Annotated in this window: 19 protein-coding genes and 1 riboswitch; of the genes, 2 read left to right on the plus strand and 17 right to left on the minus strand. The window is 40.3% G+C overall.

Annotation, left to right across the window (positions count from 1 at the left end; all coding sequences use genetic code 11):
- The first annotated feature begins 66 nt into the window (after nucleotides 1–66).
- Nucleotides 67–1,509 (plus strand): flavin monoamine oxidase family protein, encoded by a 1,443-nt coding sequence (locus RCG25_RS14905; RefSeq protein WP_308079602.1) that lies wholly within the window; start codon nucleotides 67–69, stop codon nucleotides 1,507–1,509.
- Nucleotides 1,510–1,779: 270 nt separating this feature from the next.
- On the opposite strand, the gene RCG25_RS14910 is transcribed toward RCG25_RS14905, so the two are convergent.
- The 11 genes from RCG25_RS14910 to RCG25_RS14960 all read right to left on the minus strand — a co-directional run bounded on the left by RCG25_RS14910 (nucleotide 1,780) and on the right by RCG25_RS14960 (nucleotide 9,909).
- Entirely contained in the window at nucleotides 1,780–1,908 is a 129-nt protein-coding gene (locus tag RCG25_RS14910) for a hypothetical protein (RefSeq protein WP_308079603.1), read from the minus strand.
- Nucleotides 1,909–2,114: 206 nt separating this feature from the next.
- Nucleotides 2,115–3,122 carry an ABC transporter substrate-binding protein gene (locus RCG25_RS14915; protein WP_308079604.1) on the minus strand — a complete coding sequence of 336 codons (1,008 nt, stop codon included), beginning with the start codon at nucleotides 3,120–3,122 and terminating at the stop codon, nucleotides 2,115–2,117.
- 14 nt (nucleotides 3,123–3,136) lie between these two features.
- A complete protein-coding gene (locus RCG25_RS14920; RefSeq protein ID WP_308079605.1) occupies nucleotides 3,137–3,907 on the minus strand; it encodes an ABC transporter permease in 771 nt (256 codons plus the stop codon).
- On the minus strand, nucleotides 3,897–4,634 hold the full coding sequence (locus tag RCG25_RS14925) for an ABC transporter ATP-binding protein (protein WP_308079606.1): 738 nt from the start codon (nucleotides 4,632–4,634) through the stop codon (nucleotides 3,897–3,899). The genes RCG25_RS14920 and RCG25_RS14925 overlap by 11 nt, the downstream gene beginning before the upstream one ends.
- A 7-nt stretch (nucleotides 4,635–4,641) precedes the next feature.
- Nucleotides 4,642–5,313, minus strand: a complete 672-nt coding sequence (tenA, locus tag RCG25_RS14930; protein ID WP_308079608.1) for a thiaminase II — start codon at nucleotides 5,311–5,313, stop codon at nucleotides 4,642–4,644.
- On the minus strand, nucleotides 5,300–6,598 hold the full coding sequence (locus tag RCG25_RS14935; protein WP_308079610.1) for an acetylornithine deacetylase: 1,299 nt from the start codon (nucleotides 6,596–6,598) through the stop codon (nucleotides 5,300–5,302). Before RCG25_RS14935 ends, tenA begins: the two co-directional genes overlap by 14 nt.
- Before the next feature lie 13 nt (nucleotides 6,599–6,611).
- The gene (thiW, locus tag RCG25_RS14940; RefSeq protein ID WP_308079611.1) at nucleotides 6,612–7,118 is read right to left on the minus strand and encodes an energy coupling factor transporter S component ThiW; all 507 of its coding nucleotides are present in this window, start codon (nucleotides 7,116–7,118) and stop codon (nucleotides 6,612–6,614) included.
- Nucleotides 7,119–7,125: 7 nt separating this feature from the next.
- The gene (gene thiE, locus RCG25_RS14945) at nucleotides 7,126–7,779 is read right to left on the minus strand and encodes a thiamine phosphate synthase (protein ID WP_308079612.1); all 654 of its coding nucleotides are present in this window, start codon (nucleotides 7,777–7,779) and stop codon (nucleotides 7,126–7,128) included.
- Nucleotides 7,776–8,594, minus strand: coding sequence for a bifunctional hydroxymethylpyrimidine kinase/phosphomethylpyrimidine kinase (gene thiD, locus RCG25_RS14950; protein ID WP_308079613.1), 819 nt, complete (start codon nucleotides 8,592–8,594; stop codon nucleotides 7,776–7,778). The genes thiE and thiD overlap by 4 nt, the downstream gene beginning before the upstream one ends.
- 15 nt (nucleotides 8,595–8,609) lie before the next feature.
- Complete coding sequence (gene thiM / locus RCG25_RS14955; protein ID WP_308079614.1) at nucleotides 8,610–9,422, minus strand: hydroxyethylthiazole kinase; 813 nt, start codon at nucleotides 9,420–9,422, stop codon at nucleotides 8,610–8,612.
- Between the two features lie 78 nt (nucleotides 9,423–9,500).
- Nucleotides 9,501–9,610: riboswitch (TPP riboswitch) on the minus strand.
- Nucleotides 9,611–9,660: 50 nt separating this feature from the next.
- Complete coding sequence (locus tag RCG25_RS14960; protein WP_308079615.1) at nucleotides 9,661–9,909, minus strand: glutaredoxin family protein; 249 nt, start codon at nucleotides 9,907–9,909, stop codon at nucleotides 9,661–9,663.
- A gap of 561 nt (nucleotides 9,910–10,470) precedes the next feature.
- On the opposite strand from RCG25_RS14960, the gene RCG25_RS14965 reads away from it, so the two are divergent.
- Nucleotides 10,471–10,929 (plus strand): hypothetical protein, encoded by a 459-nt coding sequence (locus RCG25_RS14965; protein WP_308079617.1) that lies wholly within the window; start codon nucleotides 10,471–10,473, stop codon nucleotides 10,927–10,929.
- A 112-nt stretch (nucleotides 10,930–11,041) separates the two neighbouring features.
- Here the strand turns inward: RCG25_RS14965 and RCG25_RS14970 are convergent, their stop codons facing one another.
- The 6 genes from RCG25_RS14970 to hutI form a co-directional block, all read right to left on the minus strand.
- Complete coding sequence (locus RCG25_RS14970) at nucleotides 11,042–11,815, minus strand: HipA family kinase (RefSeq protein WP_308079619.1); 774 nt, start codon at nucleotides 11,813–11,815, stop codon at nucleotides 11,042–11,044.
- A complete protein-coding gene (locus tag RCG25_RS14975; RefSeq protein ID WP_308079620.1) occupies nucleotides 11,812–12,927 on the minus strand; it encodes a glycosyltransferase family 4 protein in 1,116 nt (371 codons plus the stop codon). The genes RCG25_RS14970 and RCG25_RS14975 overlap by 4 nt, the downstream gene beginning before the upstream one ends.
- Before the next feature lie 94 nt (nucleotides 12,928–13,021).
- Nucleotides 13,022–14,029: a hypothetical protein gene (locus RCG25_RS14980; RefSeq protein WP_308079621.1), complete on the minus strand. Its 1,008-nt coding sequence runs from the start codon at nucleotides 14,027–14,029 to the stop codon at nucleotides 13,022–13,024.
- A gap of 233 nt (nucleotides 14,030–14,262) precedes the next feature.
- On the minus strand, nucleotides 14,263–15,600 hold the full coding sequence (locus RCG25_RS14985) for a YjiH family protein (RefSeq protein WP_374120998.1): 1,338 nt from the start codon (nucleotides 15,598–15,600) through the stop codon (nucleotides 14,263–14,265).
- A gap of 81 nt (nucleotides 15,601–15,681) precedes the next feature.
- On the minus strand, nucleotides 15,682–16,677 hold the full coding sequence (locus tag RCG25_RS14990; protein WP_308079623.1) for an agmatinase family protein: 996 nt from the start codon (nucleotides 16,675–16,677) through the stop codon (nucleotides 15,682–15,684).
- Nucleotides 16,655–17,947: an imidazolonepropionase gene (gene hutI / locus RCG25_RS14995; RefSeq protein WP_308079624.1), complete on the minus strand. Its 1,293-nt coding sequence runs from the start codon at nucleotides 17,945–17,947 to the stop codon at nucleotides 16,655–16,657. Before hutI ends, RCG25_RS14990 begins: the two co-directional genes overlap by 23 nt.
- Nucleotides 17,948–17,961 lie beyond the last annotated feature (14 nt).

Genomic DNA, 17,961 nt, shown 5'->3' on the forward strand with positions numbered 1-17,961 from the left:
ATCCTTTTAACTGTATATAATGCAATAAGCATTTTTATGGGAAAGTAAGGGAGGATGCCTTATAACATGAATTCTCAATTAACGAATACACAAATGCTTACGATCATTAGAAATGGTCTTACAACATCAAAATATCCTAAAAATATTATTATTATCGGTGCGGGCATGGCTGGGCTCGTGGCTGCATCTTTATTAAAGAAAACCGGACATAATGTCACCATTCTAGAAGCGAATAATCGAATTGGGGGGCGTGTTTATACTTTGCGTGCTCCCTATAGTGAAAACTTATTTTTTAATGCCGGAGCGATGCGTATTCCTGATATGCATTATTTAACCTTTGAGTATATTAAAAAATTTAATTTACCTACCAATCTATTTATTAACCGGACTCCAAATGACCTTCTTTACGCAAACGGCATCAAAACTCGTTTGAATGTTTTTGAAAGTAATCCAAGCGTATTAAAATTCCCAGTTGCTCCCCGTGAAAGAGGAAAATCGTCTGAAGAGCTTTTACTTTCGGTCATAAAACCAATTATTCATTTTATTAATCAAGATCCGGAAAAGAATTGGCCGCTAATAGAAAAACAATATAGAAGTCTTTCGTTCGGTGCTTTCTTAGGTTCATATTTTTCAATCGGTGCTATTGACATGATTGGTGTACTTCTTGATTTGGAAGCATTTATGGGGATGACCTTTGTTGAAGTATTACGAGAGTTCATCATCCTAACCTCTGCTAAGGATTTCTATGAAATAACAGGTGGCATGGACCGTTTGCCTCTAGCCTTTTTACCGCAATTAAAAGAAAATATTGTATTCAACCAAAAGATGATGAAAATATCTCAATATCAAAATAGTGTTACCATTCATAGTAAACATCAACTAACTGCCGAAAATTCAAGGATAATTGGTGATCTTGCAATCGTGACCATACCTTTTTCGACCTTACGATTTGTAAAATTTGAGCCATACGATTCTATTTCTTATTATAAAAGGGCCGCGATCCGCGAACTTAATTATATGGCATCAACAAAAATAGGAATCGAGTTTAAAAGTAGATTTTGGGAAAAAAAAGGTCAAAAGGGTGGGAAATCGATAACGGACCTGCCCATTCGCTTTACGTATTACCCGAGTCACGGCATTGGTACACCTGGTCCCGCAGTAATTATAGCTAGCTACATATGGGCAGATGAGGCATTAACATTAGAAAGCCTGCCGGAAAAGGAGCAGATCCAATATGCTTTAATGAATTTATCAGAAATTTATGGACCTCAGGTTTATTCAGAGTTTGTTTCAGGGACTTCTTTTAGCTGGAGTAAGAATCCTTATTCTTGTGGAGCTTTTACTTCTTTTGAACCTGGACAGGATTTGGAGCTTTATCCTTATATTTCAAAATCTGAGGGAAGAGTGCATTTTGCTGGTGAACATACATCCCTAACCCATGGTTGGATTCAAGGAGCTATTGAATCTGGAATAAGAGTCGCATATGAAGTTAATGACTTACCAAAATAAACTGAGATAATGACTTTTAACAATTTAAGACCGTACAATGTTCAAACGTTCGCTCTTGTCATTATGAAATGTTTGAAATTTCAAATTTTAAATCACCGCAAGAGTCATCCCTCCTTTAGCTCCCCTAAGTTCAATAAGAAAAGGCTGCCGTATAGAGCAGCCAACAATTTAAGGAATGCCCCCGATATGAGGGATCCGTTAGTGTCTATGATGAAATAGCGTGGCATCACTAGCACTGAAAGTTTTTTATGCTCATAAATATCCTTTTTATTATTGTTGTTTCAATTCACTAACAATCTCGTTAATGCGTTTTTCCACTTCATAAAGGTTTTTCTGCATCCGATCACGTCGACTGGTCAAGACCTGCAATTCCTGTTTCAATTTCTCTACTTTGCTCATGATTTCCCCTCCGGATTATGACATATCATTAGTATTCAACTTTATTTTTAAAAATACTACCAGTTACCTAAAATACAATTGACTAACTATACTACATAAAAATAAAACTTATGCGTGTCAAATAACTAGATAAATAAAGAGGAAAAAATGCCGGGGATATCGAATCCCACAGCATTTTCCCCTCTTTATGTTTTGTGTCTAACACCCTATAAATTTTTAAATGATTCCTCTGCTTTTACATCTTTTTTGATCACTTTATTATCCTTTAACCATTCCGCGACCTTGTTCCATGTTTCTGGATCTTGATAGCCGAATGGTTGGTCTTTTGCGTCCATTAGCGGTAAGAGCATCTCCAAGCTCTTAGTTTCAATATCCTTTTCAAGTGGGGATGACTTGTCTTCATGCTCTAATAAAATAGCCAATCCCTCTTCTGGATGTTCCGTTACAAACTTTTGCCCTTTGCCTATTGCTGTCATAAACTTCTTAAACACTTCTGGTTTTGCTTTTAATCCCTTTTCACTGGCCACCAATACTAATTCATAATAATCCGGTACACCAAAATCAGCTGGATTTAGAGTGCGCATTGGATGTCCTTCTTTTTCTAGCAATAATTTTTCGTGATTGATATAACCGCCAATAAGAGCATCTGTTTTCTTCGTCGCAATAGCCGGAATTAAATCCCAGCCTACATCGACCATTTTCACCTTTTTCTCATCGCCGCCATCAGACTTAACCATCGATTGTACAATCGCTTCATCAAGTGGAATCGATGGATAAGCGATTGTTTTTCCGGCTAAATCCTTCGGTGATTGAACAGGACCATCTGCAGGAACCATTAATTGATTAAGGGGATGACGAACAATAGCACCGAACGATTGAACAGGGATATCCTCCCCACGTGCCACTAGAACCTGTGGCTGATAGCTAATTGCCATATCGATTTGATTTGCTGCAACCAATTTAAGCGGATCATTCGTATCTGCAGGCATCTGAATATCTATATCCAGGCCTTGCTCTTTAAAATACCCCTTTTCCTCTGCAGCATATAGAAACGAGTGTACGGCGTTTGGATACCAATCCAGCATTAAGCTAACTTTCTCGAGTTTTTTATTCCCGCTTGCTCCCTTCGAATCAGAAGTCTTCTCGTTGCTTTTTCCACAAGCACTTAACATCATCAACAATAAACTGAGCACAATCAAAAAACTTTTCTTCATTATATATACCTCTCTTAGTTGCGAAAATTATTTTTCAATACTTGTCTTTCTACTAAACTAATCAATAAAAACAGGACAATCCCTAGTAAGGATAAAAGGAATATGGCGGCAAACACAGCATCTGACTTAAGGTTTCCAGACATCCGTCTGCTAAAGTACCCAAGCCCTGCACTGGCACCCAACCACTCACCAATCGTTGCTCCAACGACACAGTAAACAATTGACAATTTCAACCCTGATAAAAATGCTGGCAAAGCCATCGGTACCTGTACTTTTTGAAAAATGGCCCAGCGGTTTGCCCCCATCGTTGAAAGTAACTCACGGTACTCACTTCCACCTGATTTCAATCCATCATACGTACTAACGACGATTGGAAAAAAGGCTGTTAGGATCGTTACCGCAATCTTGCTCCAAATTGAATAGCCAAACCACATAATGAAGATTGGAGATATCGCAATTAACGGCACTGTTTGCGAGATTACTAGAAAAGGATAGAGAATTTTCTCTAATGGACGTGAAAAATGCATCCCAACCCCTAATAGCACACCTCCAACAACCGATATCCCAAAACCGATTAAAACTTCCTTCAAGGTTGCCGGCAAATGTTCCCCCAACAAAAGCTCCCGGTTTTCGACCAACGATGCCCAAATGGCTGATGGAGATGGCAAAATAAAGGCTGGTATGAATCCCTGTCTCACTACCCACTCCCAAATACTGACAAGAAGAATCACCACCAGTAAAAACAACCCGTAATCACCAGACCACTTTTTCACTCTAGCTCTCATCTTGAATCAGCCACTCCAATTCTTTTCTCATCCGTATAAACTCTGATTCGTAAATCAGTTCTGCGTTTCTTGGTCTAGGTAGCTTCACCTTAACCTCTTGAACTCTTCTATCACCTTTCAAAACATAAATCCTCTCACTTAATAAAATGGCTTCCTCCAAATCATGAGTGATGAACAACACCGTTTTTTGTAACTCCCCCCACAGCCCTAATAACCAGCTATGCATTTTTCTTCTGGTCAGTGAATCAAGTGCACCAAACGGTTCATCTAATAATAGAAGATCCTTTCCAGTCATAAGCGTTCGAAGAAAAGCCACTCGCTGCCTCATTCCCCCAGACAATTCAACTGGGTAGGCATTTTCGTATGCAGCTAACCCAAAACGGTCGAGCCACTCCCGGACCTCCGGTAGTTTTCTTTGTTTATTTTCATTAGCAATCTCTATTGGAAGCAAGACATTATCTACTACCGTTCTCCATGGTAAAAGCAAATCCTTTTGTGGCATGTACCCTACACTTCCTGCTCTTTTCCCAGATTGCTTACCTTTGATTAGGATCTCGCCCTGTTCCGGTGCTAGTAAACCAGTAATCAACTTAAAAAGTGTGCTTTTTCCAGAACCACTTGCACCAATGACGGAAACAAATTCTCCCGAGTTAACATCTAGTGAAATCTGATCGAATATCGCTCGTTCCCCACCGAATGAGTAGGAGAGCTTGTTAATCGATAACATTGACAGATTAGACAGGCCACTCGCCTCCCTGGTAAACCATATCCCAGAACATATATTCAAAGCGGGAGGTTGTAAGAAAATGCTGCTCCAAGATGGCTAATTCCCTTTCTGGTTTTCCCGCTGCTAATGAATCTAGTAAGTTAATAAGCCACTCAGCTAACTCACCAAATTCCTTTGATGAATACATTTTCACCCAGTCACCATATAGATAGTGTTCGCTAGCACCTTGATATTCTTCCGCTAGCATCTTACAAACCTCCCAATAGCTCCACATACAAGGTAATAAAGCCGAAATTAATTCTTCAAGTGAACCATTTTGTGCTACATGTAGCATGTATCGTGTGTAAGCTAGATTAATCGGACTTGGCACCGTTTCTTCTAACTGTTGATTCGTAATCCCGAATCGTGCCGCATATTCCCGGTGCAAATCCATTTCCCCATGTAAGGTCTCATGCAACAGCTTGGCAAATGCAGCCATCGTTTCAATATCTCTTGATTTCACAGCAGCTAAAGCAAACAGCTTGGAATAATCAATTAAGAACACGTAATCCTGTTTCATGTAACGAATAAACGATTCAGTTGGAAGGTCCCCTTTTCCCATCCCGACAACAAATGGATGCTCGTGAGTTTTCTCCCAAATTTCATGTACTTTTTGAAAAAGTCTCTCAGAGAATTTCATGCTGACCCTCTTTCCTCGTGTTACACCATTCTGCGATAAACATTGCTAAAACTTTTGTAAAGTCTAACAATTGTCGAATTTCTACCTTCTCATTGACAGCGTGCGCATCTTCCAATTTACCCGGTCCAAAAATGGATGTTGGAATACCTGCCCGTCCGAGCCATCCAGCATCTGTAACGGTTGTAGACATCCCAATCGTTGGCGTGCTGTTCATCATTTTTTCAAAGACTGTTGTTAAAGTCTTGGTTCCCAATTCGTTGGCATCCAACTCTAATGAAGGAAAAATCTCGCCACGGTCCTCAATCATAGACTTTCCACCCCAAACGAACATTGGCGGATTCTCTCTAAGCCAAGGATCGGCAGCAGCAACGGCACCGATATGTTGTTCAATTTCCTTGATCACGTCTTCATAGTCTTCATTCGGATAAAAATGAACCGTTACCCATAATGCACAGTGGTCAGCCACGAAAGCTGCATGCCTACCTCCTTCAATGACTGCCGGATTAATCGTATTGGTGCCAGGTGGAAAGCCTTCATAGCTTTTCGTCACAGCCCAATGTCTCTCCAGTTCCTGGAGTCCCCCAATAATCTTCATCATTTTCTCAATGGCACTGGCTCCTTTTAGGCCACCTCCTGCATGAATCATTTTTCTCCGCAATCCATCATGATAGGTTTCTTTGCTTTGAACCGTAATCCAACCAGTAATAACGCCGCCCTGTCCTTGAATATGTAAATCACTCGTATCTACTACTACTGCATAATCAGCGGTATACCCCCTTTCTACACATGCCTGGGTTCCAGCCTCTCCTACTTCTTCCCCGATGACGGATTGAAATTGGAGATCTCCCCCCAAAGTAACGCCCATTTCTTTTAAAAGTTTAATTGCAATAAGTGAAGCCGCCATTCCACCTTTCATATCAGCGACACCACGACCATAAATAAACGAATCATTTATTCTAGCGCTAAATGGAGAAGAGTCCCACTCCTTGTCATCTCCCACCTCAGCAACGTCCACATGACCATTTATGATCAAGCTATTATATTGATTAGAAGCCTCACCCGCCAAAATGCCCACTACATTCGGATCTCCAGGATACACATCCCATTTATCCGTTTGAAATCCCAAATCTTCTATATATCCTTTAATAAATTCCTGGACGTCATTGGTATTGCGGGCTGGAGGACTTACTGTCGGGTAAGCAACCAGTTGGGATAGCAATTCAAGAAGTTCACCTTTTCTCGCTTCTACCTCCACTTCAATTTTCTCCGCTAATTCATTCCTCATAGTGCCTACCACCTTACATTTTGGTTTGAGTTCCCTCAATCTTCACCACTTTTTTCTGTAAAAATACTGTTAAGATTACAAATCCAATCAATGCACCGGCAAATGAGCTAAAAATAAACAATGGGATAAATCCAAATAAAGTCACTTTTTGTCCAAGCAATAGTGTGGCAATTGGATAACACAGCATAGCACCAATGATGCCTGTCCCGATTACTTCACCGAAAAACGCTAGATAGATTTTTCTAGTTTTCAGGAATAAAAGAGATGCGAGTAATGCTCCGACCATACTACCTGGGAAGGCAAACGGGGATCCTGTTCCCATAATATTTCTTAATAATGAAACACAAAAGGCTTGTGCAACAGCATAATAAGGCCCTAAAAGAACCGCTGACAGCACATTCAAGAAATGTTGAATAGGAAAAACCTTGGTAATTCCAATGGGAATATAAAAGAGATTACTGGACATGGCTCCAATTGCAATCATCATGGCGGTTAAAGTAAGCTTGTGTGTTTTCTTCATTCTCTCATCACTCCTGACCCGCTAAGGCACCTAGATTCTTTTTTAAAGCTTTTGCTGCTTCTTGCGGTGATTCCGCATGACTGATCGCAGTAATTACGGAAACGCCATCTGCCCCAGCTTTCATTACAGAACTAGCATTTTCACTCGTGATTCCACCAATTCCAACAATGGGGATAGTGAATCCTTCACTTCGTAATGCTTCAATAAGTGTCGTTCCCCGTGATGGTTTGGCGTCTGCCTTCGTGGTGGTTGGAAAAACAGGTCCGATACCAAAATAATCTGCTCCATCCCGTAAGGCTGCCATGGCTTCCTCTTTTGTATGAACAGAAACACCCAAGATTTTGTCGCCAATTTTTCCCCTTACCGTTTTAACAGATTCATCCTCTTGCCCAATATGGACACCGTCTGCATTTAATTCAATCGCAAGATCAAGATCATCATTTACAATGAAAGGGATGTGATTCTCTTTACAGATGGTTTGGAGTTTTTTAGCGAGTGAATATTTTTCAACGCCGGTTAAAGCCCCTTCTCCCTTTTCACGAAACTGAAAAAAGGTTATGCCCCCAGCAATGGCTTCCTTCAATACCTCAACAGGGTCCTTCAAGCAGTTATTGCTACCCATGATAAAATAAACACTCAATGCTTCTCGTAAATTTGTCATAAAGGGGTACCCTCTTTTCCGATCTTTCTTTTTCGATATGCCCAATGGTTAGTGGGGCCATGTCCTTGGCCGATCTTTAAATCTTCTTCAATAGCTGCCTGAATAAAATCCTTTGCTGTTAAAACGGCTTCATACACACTAGCTCCTTTTGCCAGCTCTGCAGTTAGTGCAGCAGAGAAGGTGCATCCTGTTCCATGCGTGTTTTTAGTATTGATTCGCTGGCTCGTGAACGTGTAAAATTCCTTGCCATCGAATAATACATCTACTGCATCCGTTTCATTCTCGTCATGTCCACCCTTGATGACGATATTTTTCACTCCAAGTGCATGTAATCTTCTCGCAGCTTCCTTTTTTTCCCCAACCGTTTGAATCGTCATTCCCGTTAAAACTTCCGCTTCTGGGATGTTCGGTGTGATGACCTTTGCTAGAGGCAGTAAATAGGTTTTCATCGCTGAAATCGCTTCGTTTAACAATAAAGATGCTCCGCCCTTAGCGATCATTACCGGGTCAACCACGACATTTCCCCATTGAAAAATCTTCATTTGTTCCGACACAGCTTCAATTATTTCTGCGTTAAACAGCATCCCTGTTTTTAGGGCATCTGCTCCGATATCCTCCCCAATCGCTTGAATCTGTTTGACAACAGCCTCCGCTGACATTGGATAAACACCGTGAACACCCAATGTGTTCTGAGCAGTCACTGCTGTTAATGCAGACATTCCAAATACCTCTAATTCCTGAAACGTCTTTAAATCTGCCTGAATTCCAGCTCCGCCACCGCTATCAGATCCTGCAATCGTTAGCGCTTTTTTCATAAAAATAACCCCCACTTACTCATTCATTTTTTTAATGGACGCGAGCTGCTTCATATCTTTTGATGTTGTGAGTGATAATTGGTTTAAAAATTCGATTTGAAAGCTTCCCGGTCCTTGTTCAACTGTTTTTTCAGCCGCTTTCTCTGCCGCTATTCCATAGAAAGACAAAGCTGCTACGGAAGCCTTCAATAAGTCTTCTTCCACACCAGCAAACGCACCAATTACAGAGGTTAATAGACAGCCAGTGCCTGTCACCTTGGTCAATATTGGATGTCCATTTGCAATCACAAAGGTTGTTTCTCCATCTGTCACGATATCTTCTTTTCCGGTTATGACCACAACGGTATGAAGTTTCTGTGCAGCTGATATAGCAAGATCAACAATGTTCCCATTTGCGTCACCGGCATCTACACCTTTAATTTCCCAGTTCTCCCCGACAACATTAGCTATTTCGGCTGCATTGCCTCTGATTACCGAAACATTCACCTGTTTCATAATTTTTTGTGCAGTCTCCGTACGGTAAGGAGTGGCCCCTGCACCTACTGGGTCAAATATAACCGGAACACTATTTTCATTGGCTGCTTTTCCTGCAATAATCATCGACTCCACTGTCTGCGCGTTTAGTGTTCCAATATTCAAAACTACGGAACTAGCAATCTTCGCCATATCGGCTACTTCTTCTGCTGCATATGCCATGACAGGTGATGCTCCTAGTGCAAGTAAACCATTTGCTGTAAAGTTCGTGACAACGACGTTAGTTATGTTATGTACTAACGGTCTACCCTCTCTTACTTTTTCCAATGTCTCAAACCATCTGTTTGTTTCCACAACAATCTCCCCTTTTTTAAAAATAAAAAAACCAGATCCATAATTTGGACCTGGTTAGTTAGATAGAGTAATAATACAACATTCACTCGACTACTTTCCTACGCTGGTATTACCCAGATCAGGTCCGAAGGGTTAAAAACGTTGCCGTTTTCTCTCAGCCCGCAATCTGGGCACCCCTAGTAGATTCACTTATGAAATTACATAAATCATAATCCTATTTTTTAAAATAGTAAAGGATTTATGCCTCTTTATTTTTCACTAAATCAATAAGTTCTTTTAGTTCGTTTGTAAATCCTTTGACTGCCCGGCCTTCAACAACCGTTATTGGAACGCCCAGATAGCCGTACTTCTCTACTTCCTTTTGATATTCGGCATGAGTAGAAATGTTTCTTGCTTCAAATGCAATTCCTTCTTGTGTTAGTACCTGCTTCACCATTGTACATTCAATACAATCGTTTGTTGTATAGACGATTACTTGCTTGCTCATTTAAATATTTCCCCCTATCTAAATTTACGACAATTTTCCTTTAAATTCTTTATATACTTTAAAATCCGCGAATTCCCCCACACATTCCCATCCATTATATAACAATTTCCTGCAGTAGTTGTAAACATAGCGTTCGGAAATATTCCTCGGGAAAGCGCACGAAAAGACAATTTTAGTGTTTTTATGTCGGAAAGTGGAAACTTAAAATGCCGTTAGACAGCCCTTTTTTCTATTATCATGATATTCGTTTATGCTCGTCCGTCTCTTTTACATAATATATATCTAGTAGGACCCCCTTATTGCCGTCACTTGTGAGAATTAGGGGATTAATCATTATATATTTTAAAAAAAGGCTATGTTAAAGAACAGTGTTGATTTTTACACTCTGTTGATTGGAGCGGAAGGCACGAAGACTCCCGTGGGAGTATGGTTCAGGGGAGACCCCGCAGGCGCATGCGTCGAGGAGGCTCGCCGAAACACCCCTGGAAAGCGAAGTGCCTGGAGCGGAAATCAACAGGCAAGTTTAACAGATCCTAAAAAAATAAAAAGGTGGGTAGAATAATGGGTAAAAAAAATAAAAATAAAAATATTCAAGATAATTCATTCGATATAGACTCCTTTTTGCAATCGGTGAACAACTTACTGAAAGAAGAGCTTTTGAAGGCACTAAACCAAACTGAAGCATTCCCTTCACCAACAGCAGCTGAGGAACTAGTGGAACAAACTGAAGTAACAGCAGCTGAAGTAAATAATGAACAACAAGAAATCCTTACAGAAGTGACAGAGGTACAAACTGAACTGGAAAATCATGAGCCTGATCTTCGGGCTAAAATTACTAATCATTTATTCGCAATTGAAGCAGACCTATCAAATTATATCGAAAGCTTTGAAGCTGAGGTTCGAGCAGAACTGGCTGATTTAAAAGAACAAAATGAGAAACTAATAAATCAACTTTCAGAGTCTGAAAAAAAGAAAAAAGAGAAAGACAAGGACAAAAAAAAGAAAAAAGATAAGGAGTAGTGAACTCTTTAACAATCTATTAAACTTCCAATACTGAAATCACACAAAGCCTTGAGAAATCAAGGTTTTTTTCAACGAAAAAAAGTGGCCGCTACCACTTTTTTAATTAATTCTATTCATTATCATGTAACGGCCGATAAATTTTTTTCAAAAATCGCTGTATGATGTGTGGAAGGAAGCTCTTACGTCTTGTTACTAAGGCGCTAACCATTGCCTTTTTTTCCTCCTTAGAAACCATCCAATCATCTGGTATCATTGATACAATTTCCTCGATTAAAAAAATGGGAATGGTTTGAATCAGTTCCATATAGTTTGTAAAACTATCTTCGGATTCAATAAATTTCGCCATGATTTGGTGTGTGGCACTTTTTAAAAGCTGCTCTGACAGGTTATCTAAATCATTCTCGTTCCAATTGTAAGATTCGAATATCTCCGCATGATCAATGATCCATAAGTGGTATGTTTCTTTTTCTTCTTCACATAAGACAATATTTTTGCGAGTCCGGTCGCGGTTGCATAACCAGTAATCTAATAAAATGAAACCGGCTAATGACTGGTGATTATGGATTCCGGAAATATTGGGCGTTTGATGTCCATCCAAACAATCATGGACATATAATGAGGCGAATTGATATTGAGTTTGCTGCATGACGTTCAGTTCAGGAACTTGTGTAATGAATTCCTGTGGTATTTCTACTAAGCGGGCAAAGGGAACTGGGAGCCCGAGGTATCTCGCTAGACAATATGCCACCCATTCATTTGGTAACGTTCTTTCATACCCAGTCTGAAAGAACTTAACCACATAGTCATTTCCATCACTAAAGGTAATTAAATGGGCATTTGACTTCCCTTCCAATGTTTTTTGATAGGAAATGGGGGTAATCATGGCTGACCCACCTCCCCGTCTGCCTCTACATCCTTTTGGATAATTTTTTTCAATAAATCAACATAAGCATCTGCTACTATTTGTATAGAGAAATTCTGTTGAACTCGATTAATTGCAGCCTGAGACATCTGTTGATATCTGACTGGATGATCGATGATCCCGTATATTTGATTAACGGCATCCTCTAAATTTTGTCCACGATAAAGTAATCCAGTCTCTCCGTCGACAACCAGTTCAGTGACTGGCATCATTCTAGAGGCGACAACTGGTACCCCGCAGGTCATTGATTCAATAAAGGTATTTCCGAAGGATTCTGATTTTGTAGTTGCTAGAGTACATCCGCCAGATTGACGAATTTTCGCATAAACATGAGGCATTTGCTGATAAGGAATGACAGGAAACCATTTAATGATATCTGTGAGCTTTTCTTCCTGCCAAGCGGTTGCAAATTCTTCGCGCTGTACACTTTGTGCACCACCGATTACCCAAATTTCAATATCCTCGCGTTCACTTTTTATCTTTTTTGCCACTTCAATCAGCATCGGCCAGTTTTTACGTTTGTCCAATCTGCCAATCCATCCGATAATCTTTTTATCTTTTGGAAGTACAGGTGCACTATTGAAATCAATTTCATTGGTTGGTAATGCTCGGAAAAAGGTGGTATCTACGCCATTGTATATTACTTCAATGGGGACATTATTTGTTAAGATGGAGACTAACCGATTTTGATATTGAGAGGGAACAATGATTAATTCTGGCTGAATTCCTTTAAACGATTTTACATGAGGGGTAAGCTTGATTAATTCAGGAGTGCGTGCTTCCACAATAACAGGGCCTTGAAAGTTGGCTTTTCGAAGCCATTTGTAGGCAGCACCCGTATCAACAATAATGACGGCGTCATAAGCGTGATCTTGAATGATTTTTTTAATTTCTTGTTCATCTTTCGTTAAATAAACAGGAGCAATGTCCTGCATGATGTGGAGTCCTCCATGATCTGTTGTATAAAGGAATTCTGTATCAATGCCATGTTTCTTGAAATAGACTGAGCGGTTTCGCCATCCAGCATTTACTCCGCCAACAGTGAGTAGCCGCCAGATTACTAGTACTTTCATTTAGCTTTCTCCTTGTTAGTATTTAGGGTCCTCCTCAGAAATACGCCTTACTTTAGACAGTTTCTTTATACTTCATCAATAATGTTGTAGAATTCTATTTTTTCCTGCCTTTTTTACTCTTTTTACCGCGAGAATCCCAATCATACCTTTCGCCTTCAAATCGTCGGTGCTGATCGCGTTTTTTATCTTTATTATGGTGTTTACCATCATTTCGGCTTATTTCTCCCTCAAATCGTTTCATTCCTCTATACTGTTCCTGCACTCGGGATTGTTCAAGTTCATCCCAATACTTATCTATTTTTTCCATTACAGCTTCAGGGTCTTTCCCACGTGCAAGCATAGTTTTGACCCATTCCTCTTTAAACACCTTGTGAACCAATCCCTGTAGCTGAAGAACATATTTTTCTTCATCTTCTGTTGTTAACAGCTTTTTGCTCAGATTCTTAACTGTTTCTTTGTCTGGTTTTTGAGGTAGTAGTATTTGATGAATTTGATGGGATAACTCTTCCATACGAATGTAGTGGAGCCATTCCTGATATAACTCAGGTGCCATTTCTTGAACATGTGACAAGAAAATTGCCTTATTTTCGTCTCCTAAGGAATTTAATAATTTCCGTGGATATGGATACACCCGGTCACGCCATACCGTCCTTGCCACATCAATTACTTTCAAATTACCATCTGGCTGGATATATATTTGCCTTTTATGATGATCAATCCGTTCATACCCGATTGTTTTAAAGGTGATTAACATATCAATTAGCTTTGCTGATAGTTCTTCAGTTAGTGGTTGAGATTGAAGATATTCACGTACATCTACCCCTCTAATAATATCCATTGCGATATAAAGTGGTCCTTTCGCATGAACCTTTGGAAATAGATTCGTCTGCTGGCCTAAGGACAAGGCATAGTGTTCGCGGTCGCAATCTTCTTGGTTTCCAAATACTTTTACACAAATATCTTCGGTAATTTGAAAAACGGCTCCCTGCCGTCCTTTCCCAAGCATAACTAATGGTGAATTATTTACAACCTCAACGTCAGCATTGATCAGATTTTTCACTTCAATTTGTTTCATCCATTCATTCAACTTATTAATATCCATCTTTTCCCCTCCTTGTATAAAAATTAAAAAGAAATAAAGCTACTTATGCAGTATCGCCTAATATAGTTAATTCAAAGAGGACTTAAAATGTACAGGCTACCGTCCAGAAGAAATAAAAATGAACAAAAAAATCCGCCAGCATACGCTGGCGGAACTATCTGTCCACTGGAGACGAACAAAATGCCCAAAATGTCTTTTTGTGGTGTCAGGCACCAGCATTTTCGATTCCAATCCTAAAGAAGTAAATAGGCTAGCGGTGCTGTGATTAATATAGTTAGTACCACTCTTTCAAACCAGATGACAACCAGTTTTCCAATCGTGAGTGGAATCTCTGTTGATAAAATACATGGTACCACTGCTGAGAAGAAGATAATGGATGAGACAGATACAACAGCAATAACAAATTTTGTTACGACCGCTGCTTTGGTCACTAACAGGGCAGGTAAAAACATTTCTGCAATGCCCACTGCACTAGCCTTAGCTGCTAGCATAGGTTCAGGTAGCTGGACAAGTGCTGTAAATGGATAGAAAATATATCCTAGCCAGTCAAATACAGGCGTAAACTCTGCCAAGATCAGACCGAGTAACCCAACAGACATGATCGAAGGTAAAATCCCCATTGTCATGACAAAGCCATCTTTTAGATTCTCCCATATATTTTTACCAAAGCTCGGTGATTCATTTGCTGTAATCATAGCTTCTTTCCAAGCCGTTTTAACGCGATCTTTTTTAATGATAACCTCTTGGTCGCCTTCCATCTCCTGGTAGTAAGAATCACTCATTTTTGATAAAGGCCAGATTCGAACCGTAATCGCGGTGACGATAAATGTAACTACCAGCGTAATCCAAAAATAAGCATTCCACATGTCCATCAGATTTAGTGTTTTCGCTACTACAATCATAAATGTCGCTGAAACAGTGGAAAATCCTGTAGCAATAACGGCTGCTTCTTTGATGGAGTATTTTCCTACTTTGAATACACGATTCGTAATCAATAGACCGATAGAATAGCTACCTACAAACGAAGCAACCGCATCAATAGCTGATCTTCCTGGCGTTTTCCATATAGGACGCATGACCGGTTGCATGAATATTCCGATAAATTCAAGCAAACCATACCCTACTAATAAGGCAAGAAATACAGAGCCGATTGGGACTAACAAACCTACAGAAATGACTAGCTTATTATAAAGGAAGGGGGCCATATCAGGACTAAAAAACCATGTTGGACCTACATTAAAAACGAACATTGCCCCTGCAACAAAACCTAGAATCTTCAAGATAGAAAATACTAGCGTTACCGTATCTTTATTCCATGTCTTCTTATAAAACGGATACACTGCCCCTAATAAAATTACTAAAAGTGCATAATAAGGTAAAACACTAGGAACTGCTAATTGAATAGCCGAAACAAAATGGTCGAGCATAATCGAGGATTTCCCATTTAAAGTAATCGGTACAAAAAATACAAAAATTCCAATAGCACTGAAAACAAAAAACTTTACCATATTCATCATATTACTATTCTGTAACTCTGGTTGCTTCGCATTCACTACAGTTTGATTTTCCATTATCCATCCCCCTTATTAATTTTACCCTTTAATTCATATGTAGTGTCAGGCACCAAACATCCTCTTTGGCGCCTTACACACCTATCGCAACATTACCCCTGTTAGAAAGGTCAAAAATACGTGTGTGCCAAGTTTGACTGTTGGTTGAACTTGGGTGTCTTTAAGTGGGTCAAGGCAGACGATGTCCATGTTGCTTACTTTTGGATGTTTGGCAGCTGCTAGTACCCCTTCTAGTAGTTCTGCTGTTGTCATACCGCCAGGCGTTGATGCTGGTACTCCTGGTGCATAGGCAATATCTAGAACATCCATATCGACGGTTAAGTAAATCGTATCAACCTTGGCTTCTAATTCCTGCAAACAGTGGCGAACCGTTTCTTCAATCCCTTTTTTTCGTGCTTGACGAAGTGTGAAATAGTTAACGCCTTTTTCATCGGCATACTGCTTCAAGTCTTTCGTGTTAAAAAAACCATGAAGACCGATATTGTACATATTACTAGGTTCTACCGTCCCACTTTCAATCAGATTTCTCATCGGTGTCCCATTAGACGGCCCATTATCAGTTAGATCCCTTAAATCAAAATGGGTATCAAACTGGAGGATGCCTATTTTTTTCTGTGGTTTAGCATGATGCAGACCTTTTACCATCATAGCTGTAATCGAATGATCGCCGCCAATTGCACACACTGTGGATGTGTCGAAATGCTGATGCAGTGCATTAGAAGCCGCAATGATATTGTCATGACATTTTCGGATATCGGTTACATGCATAGGAACATCCCCCACATCCACCGCCGTCATTTCAGCAAGATCGATATCTTCGTCAAGATTATAAGTAGTAAAGCCTTTCCATAAACGCCTGAAAGCATCTGGAAATTCAGATGCTCCTGACGCACTAATTGATGAACGGGAAAGAGGTACTCCGACTATTACAAAATCGGCGTCCTTGCATTTTTCAGGATCCGAGTCTGCAGTCAGCGGTTGAATCCACTCATGAACCTTCTCCGTCCTATCCCCGTTGTCTGGTCTTACCCAAGTAAAGCTTGGCGGATTCAATTTAGGATAAAGAAAGCTTTTCAACTAATTGCCCTCCCTTAACAACCACCTGACCATTTTTCACAACTGTATCTGTGTGGTTCACACCATAAGAGTATTGGAGTTTCATATAATTCCCCACATTAAACACTGTTACGTCCCCTTTTTTCCCTACCTCTAGACTACCGATTTCACTTCCACGATTAATGGCATGTGCCGCGTTAATTGTTGCGGCTGTTAATACCTCTGCTGGTGTCATCCCCATTTTCAAGCATCCAAGATTCATAATAAATGGCATAGAAACCGTTGGTGAAGAACCCGGATTGCAATCTGTCGACAGTGCCACAGGGACCCCAAGATCAATCATTTTTCGCCCGTTAGCAGATTCCGCCATTAAGAAATAGGCTGTTCCTGGCAGTAACACTCCGACAACCCCTTTATCCGCCATCGCCTTCATGCCTTTTTCTGATGCTCTTAATAAATGGTCTGCTGAAATTGCCTCCACTTCTGCTGCAAGTTCAGCTCCCTCATACGGCTCAATTTCATCCGCATGGATTTTAGGAATTAACCCATAACGCTTACCTGCCTCAAGGATTCTGCGGGATTGTTCTGGTGTAAACACCCCATGTTCACAAAATACATCATTAAATTCAGCAAGTCCCAGCTCTGCCACCTTCGGGATCATTTCTTCTACTAACAAACGCACAAATTCCTCTGGGTCTTGTTTATATTCTTTTGGAACGGCATGAGCGCCCATAAACGTGACTACCACATCGATCACATGATGCTCATTCAACTGTTTGGCCACTTCTAGCTGTTTCAGCTCGGTTTCCCATTCCATTCCGTAGCCGCTTTTCGCTTCCACTGTTGTAACCCCGTGACGCAAAAATTGATTTAAACGTTCAAAGCTCTCCTGATAAAGCTCTTCGTGTGTGGCAGATTGTGTCCGTCTTGTAGTTGCATGAATTCCACCACCTGCATTCATGATTTCCATGTATGTTGCCCCTTGCAAGCGCATATTGAATTCATTCTCTCTACTTCCTGCAAAAACAAGATGTGTATGTGGATCGACGAGTCCCGGAGTTACCAGCTTGCCACTTGCATCCACTATTTCGGCTTCATGCATTCGACCAGCAAACGTTTTGATTAGTTCTTCATCTTTCCCTACAGCCTGAATCACTCCTTCTTCAATCCACACGCTTCCGTTCTCGATAATGCCTAGCTCAGACATCGCTTCTTTTACAAGGGGAGCTGAAGAACTCCCCTTTAATGTCACAAGCTGAGAAGCATTTCTGATAAAAACTGCTTTACTCAAATCTATCATCCTCT

This window comes from Neobacillus sp. PS2-9 (assembly GCF_030915525.1).
Taxonomy (GTDB): domain Bacteria; phylum Bacillota; class Bacilli; order Bacillales; family Cytobacillaceae; genus Neobacillus.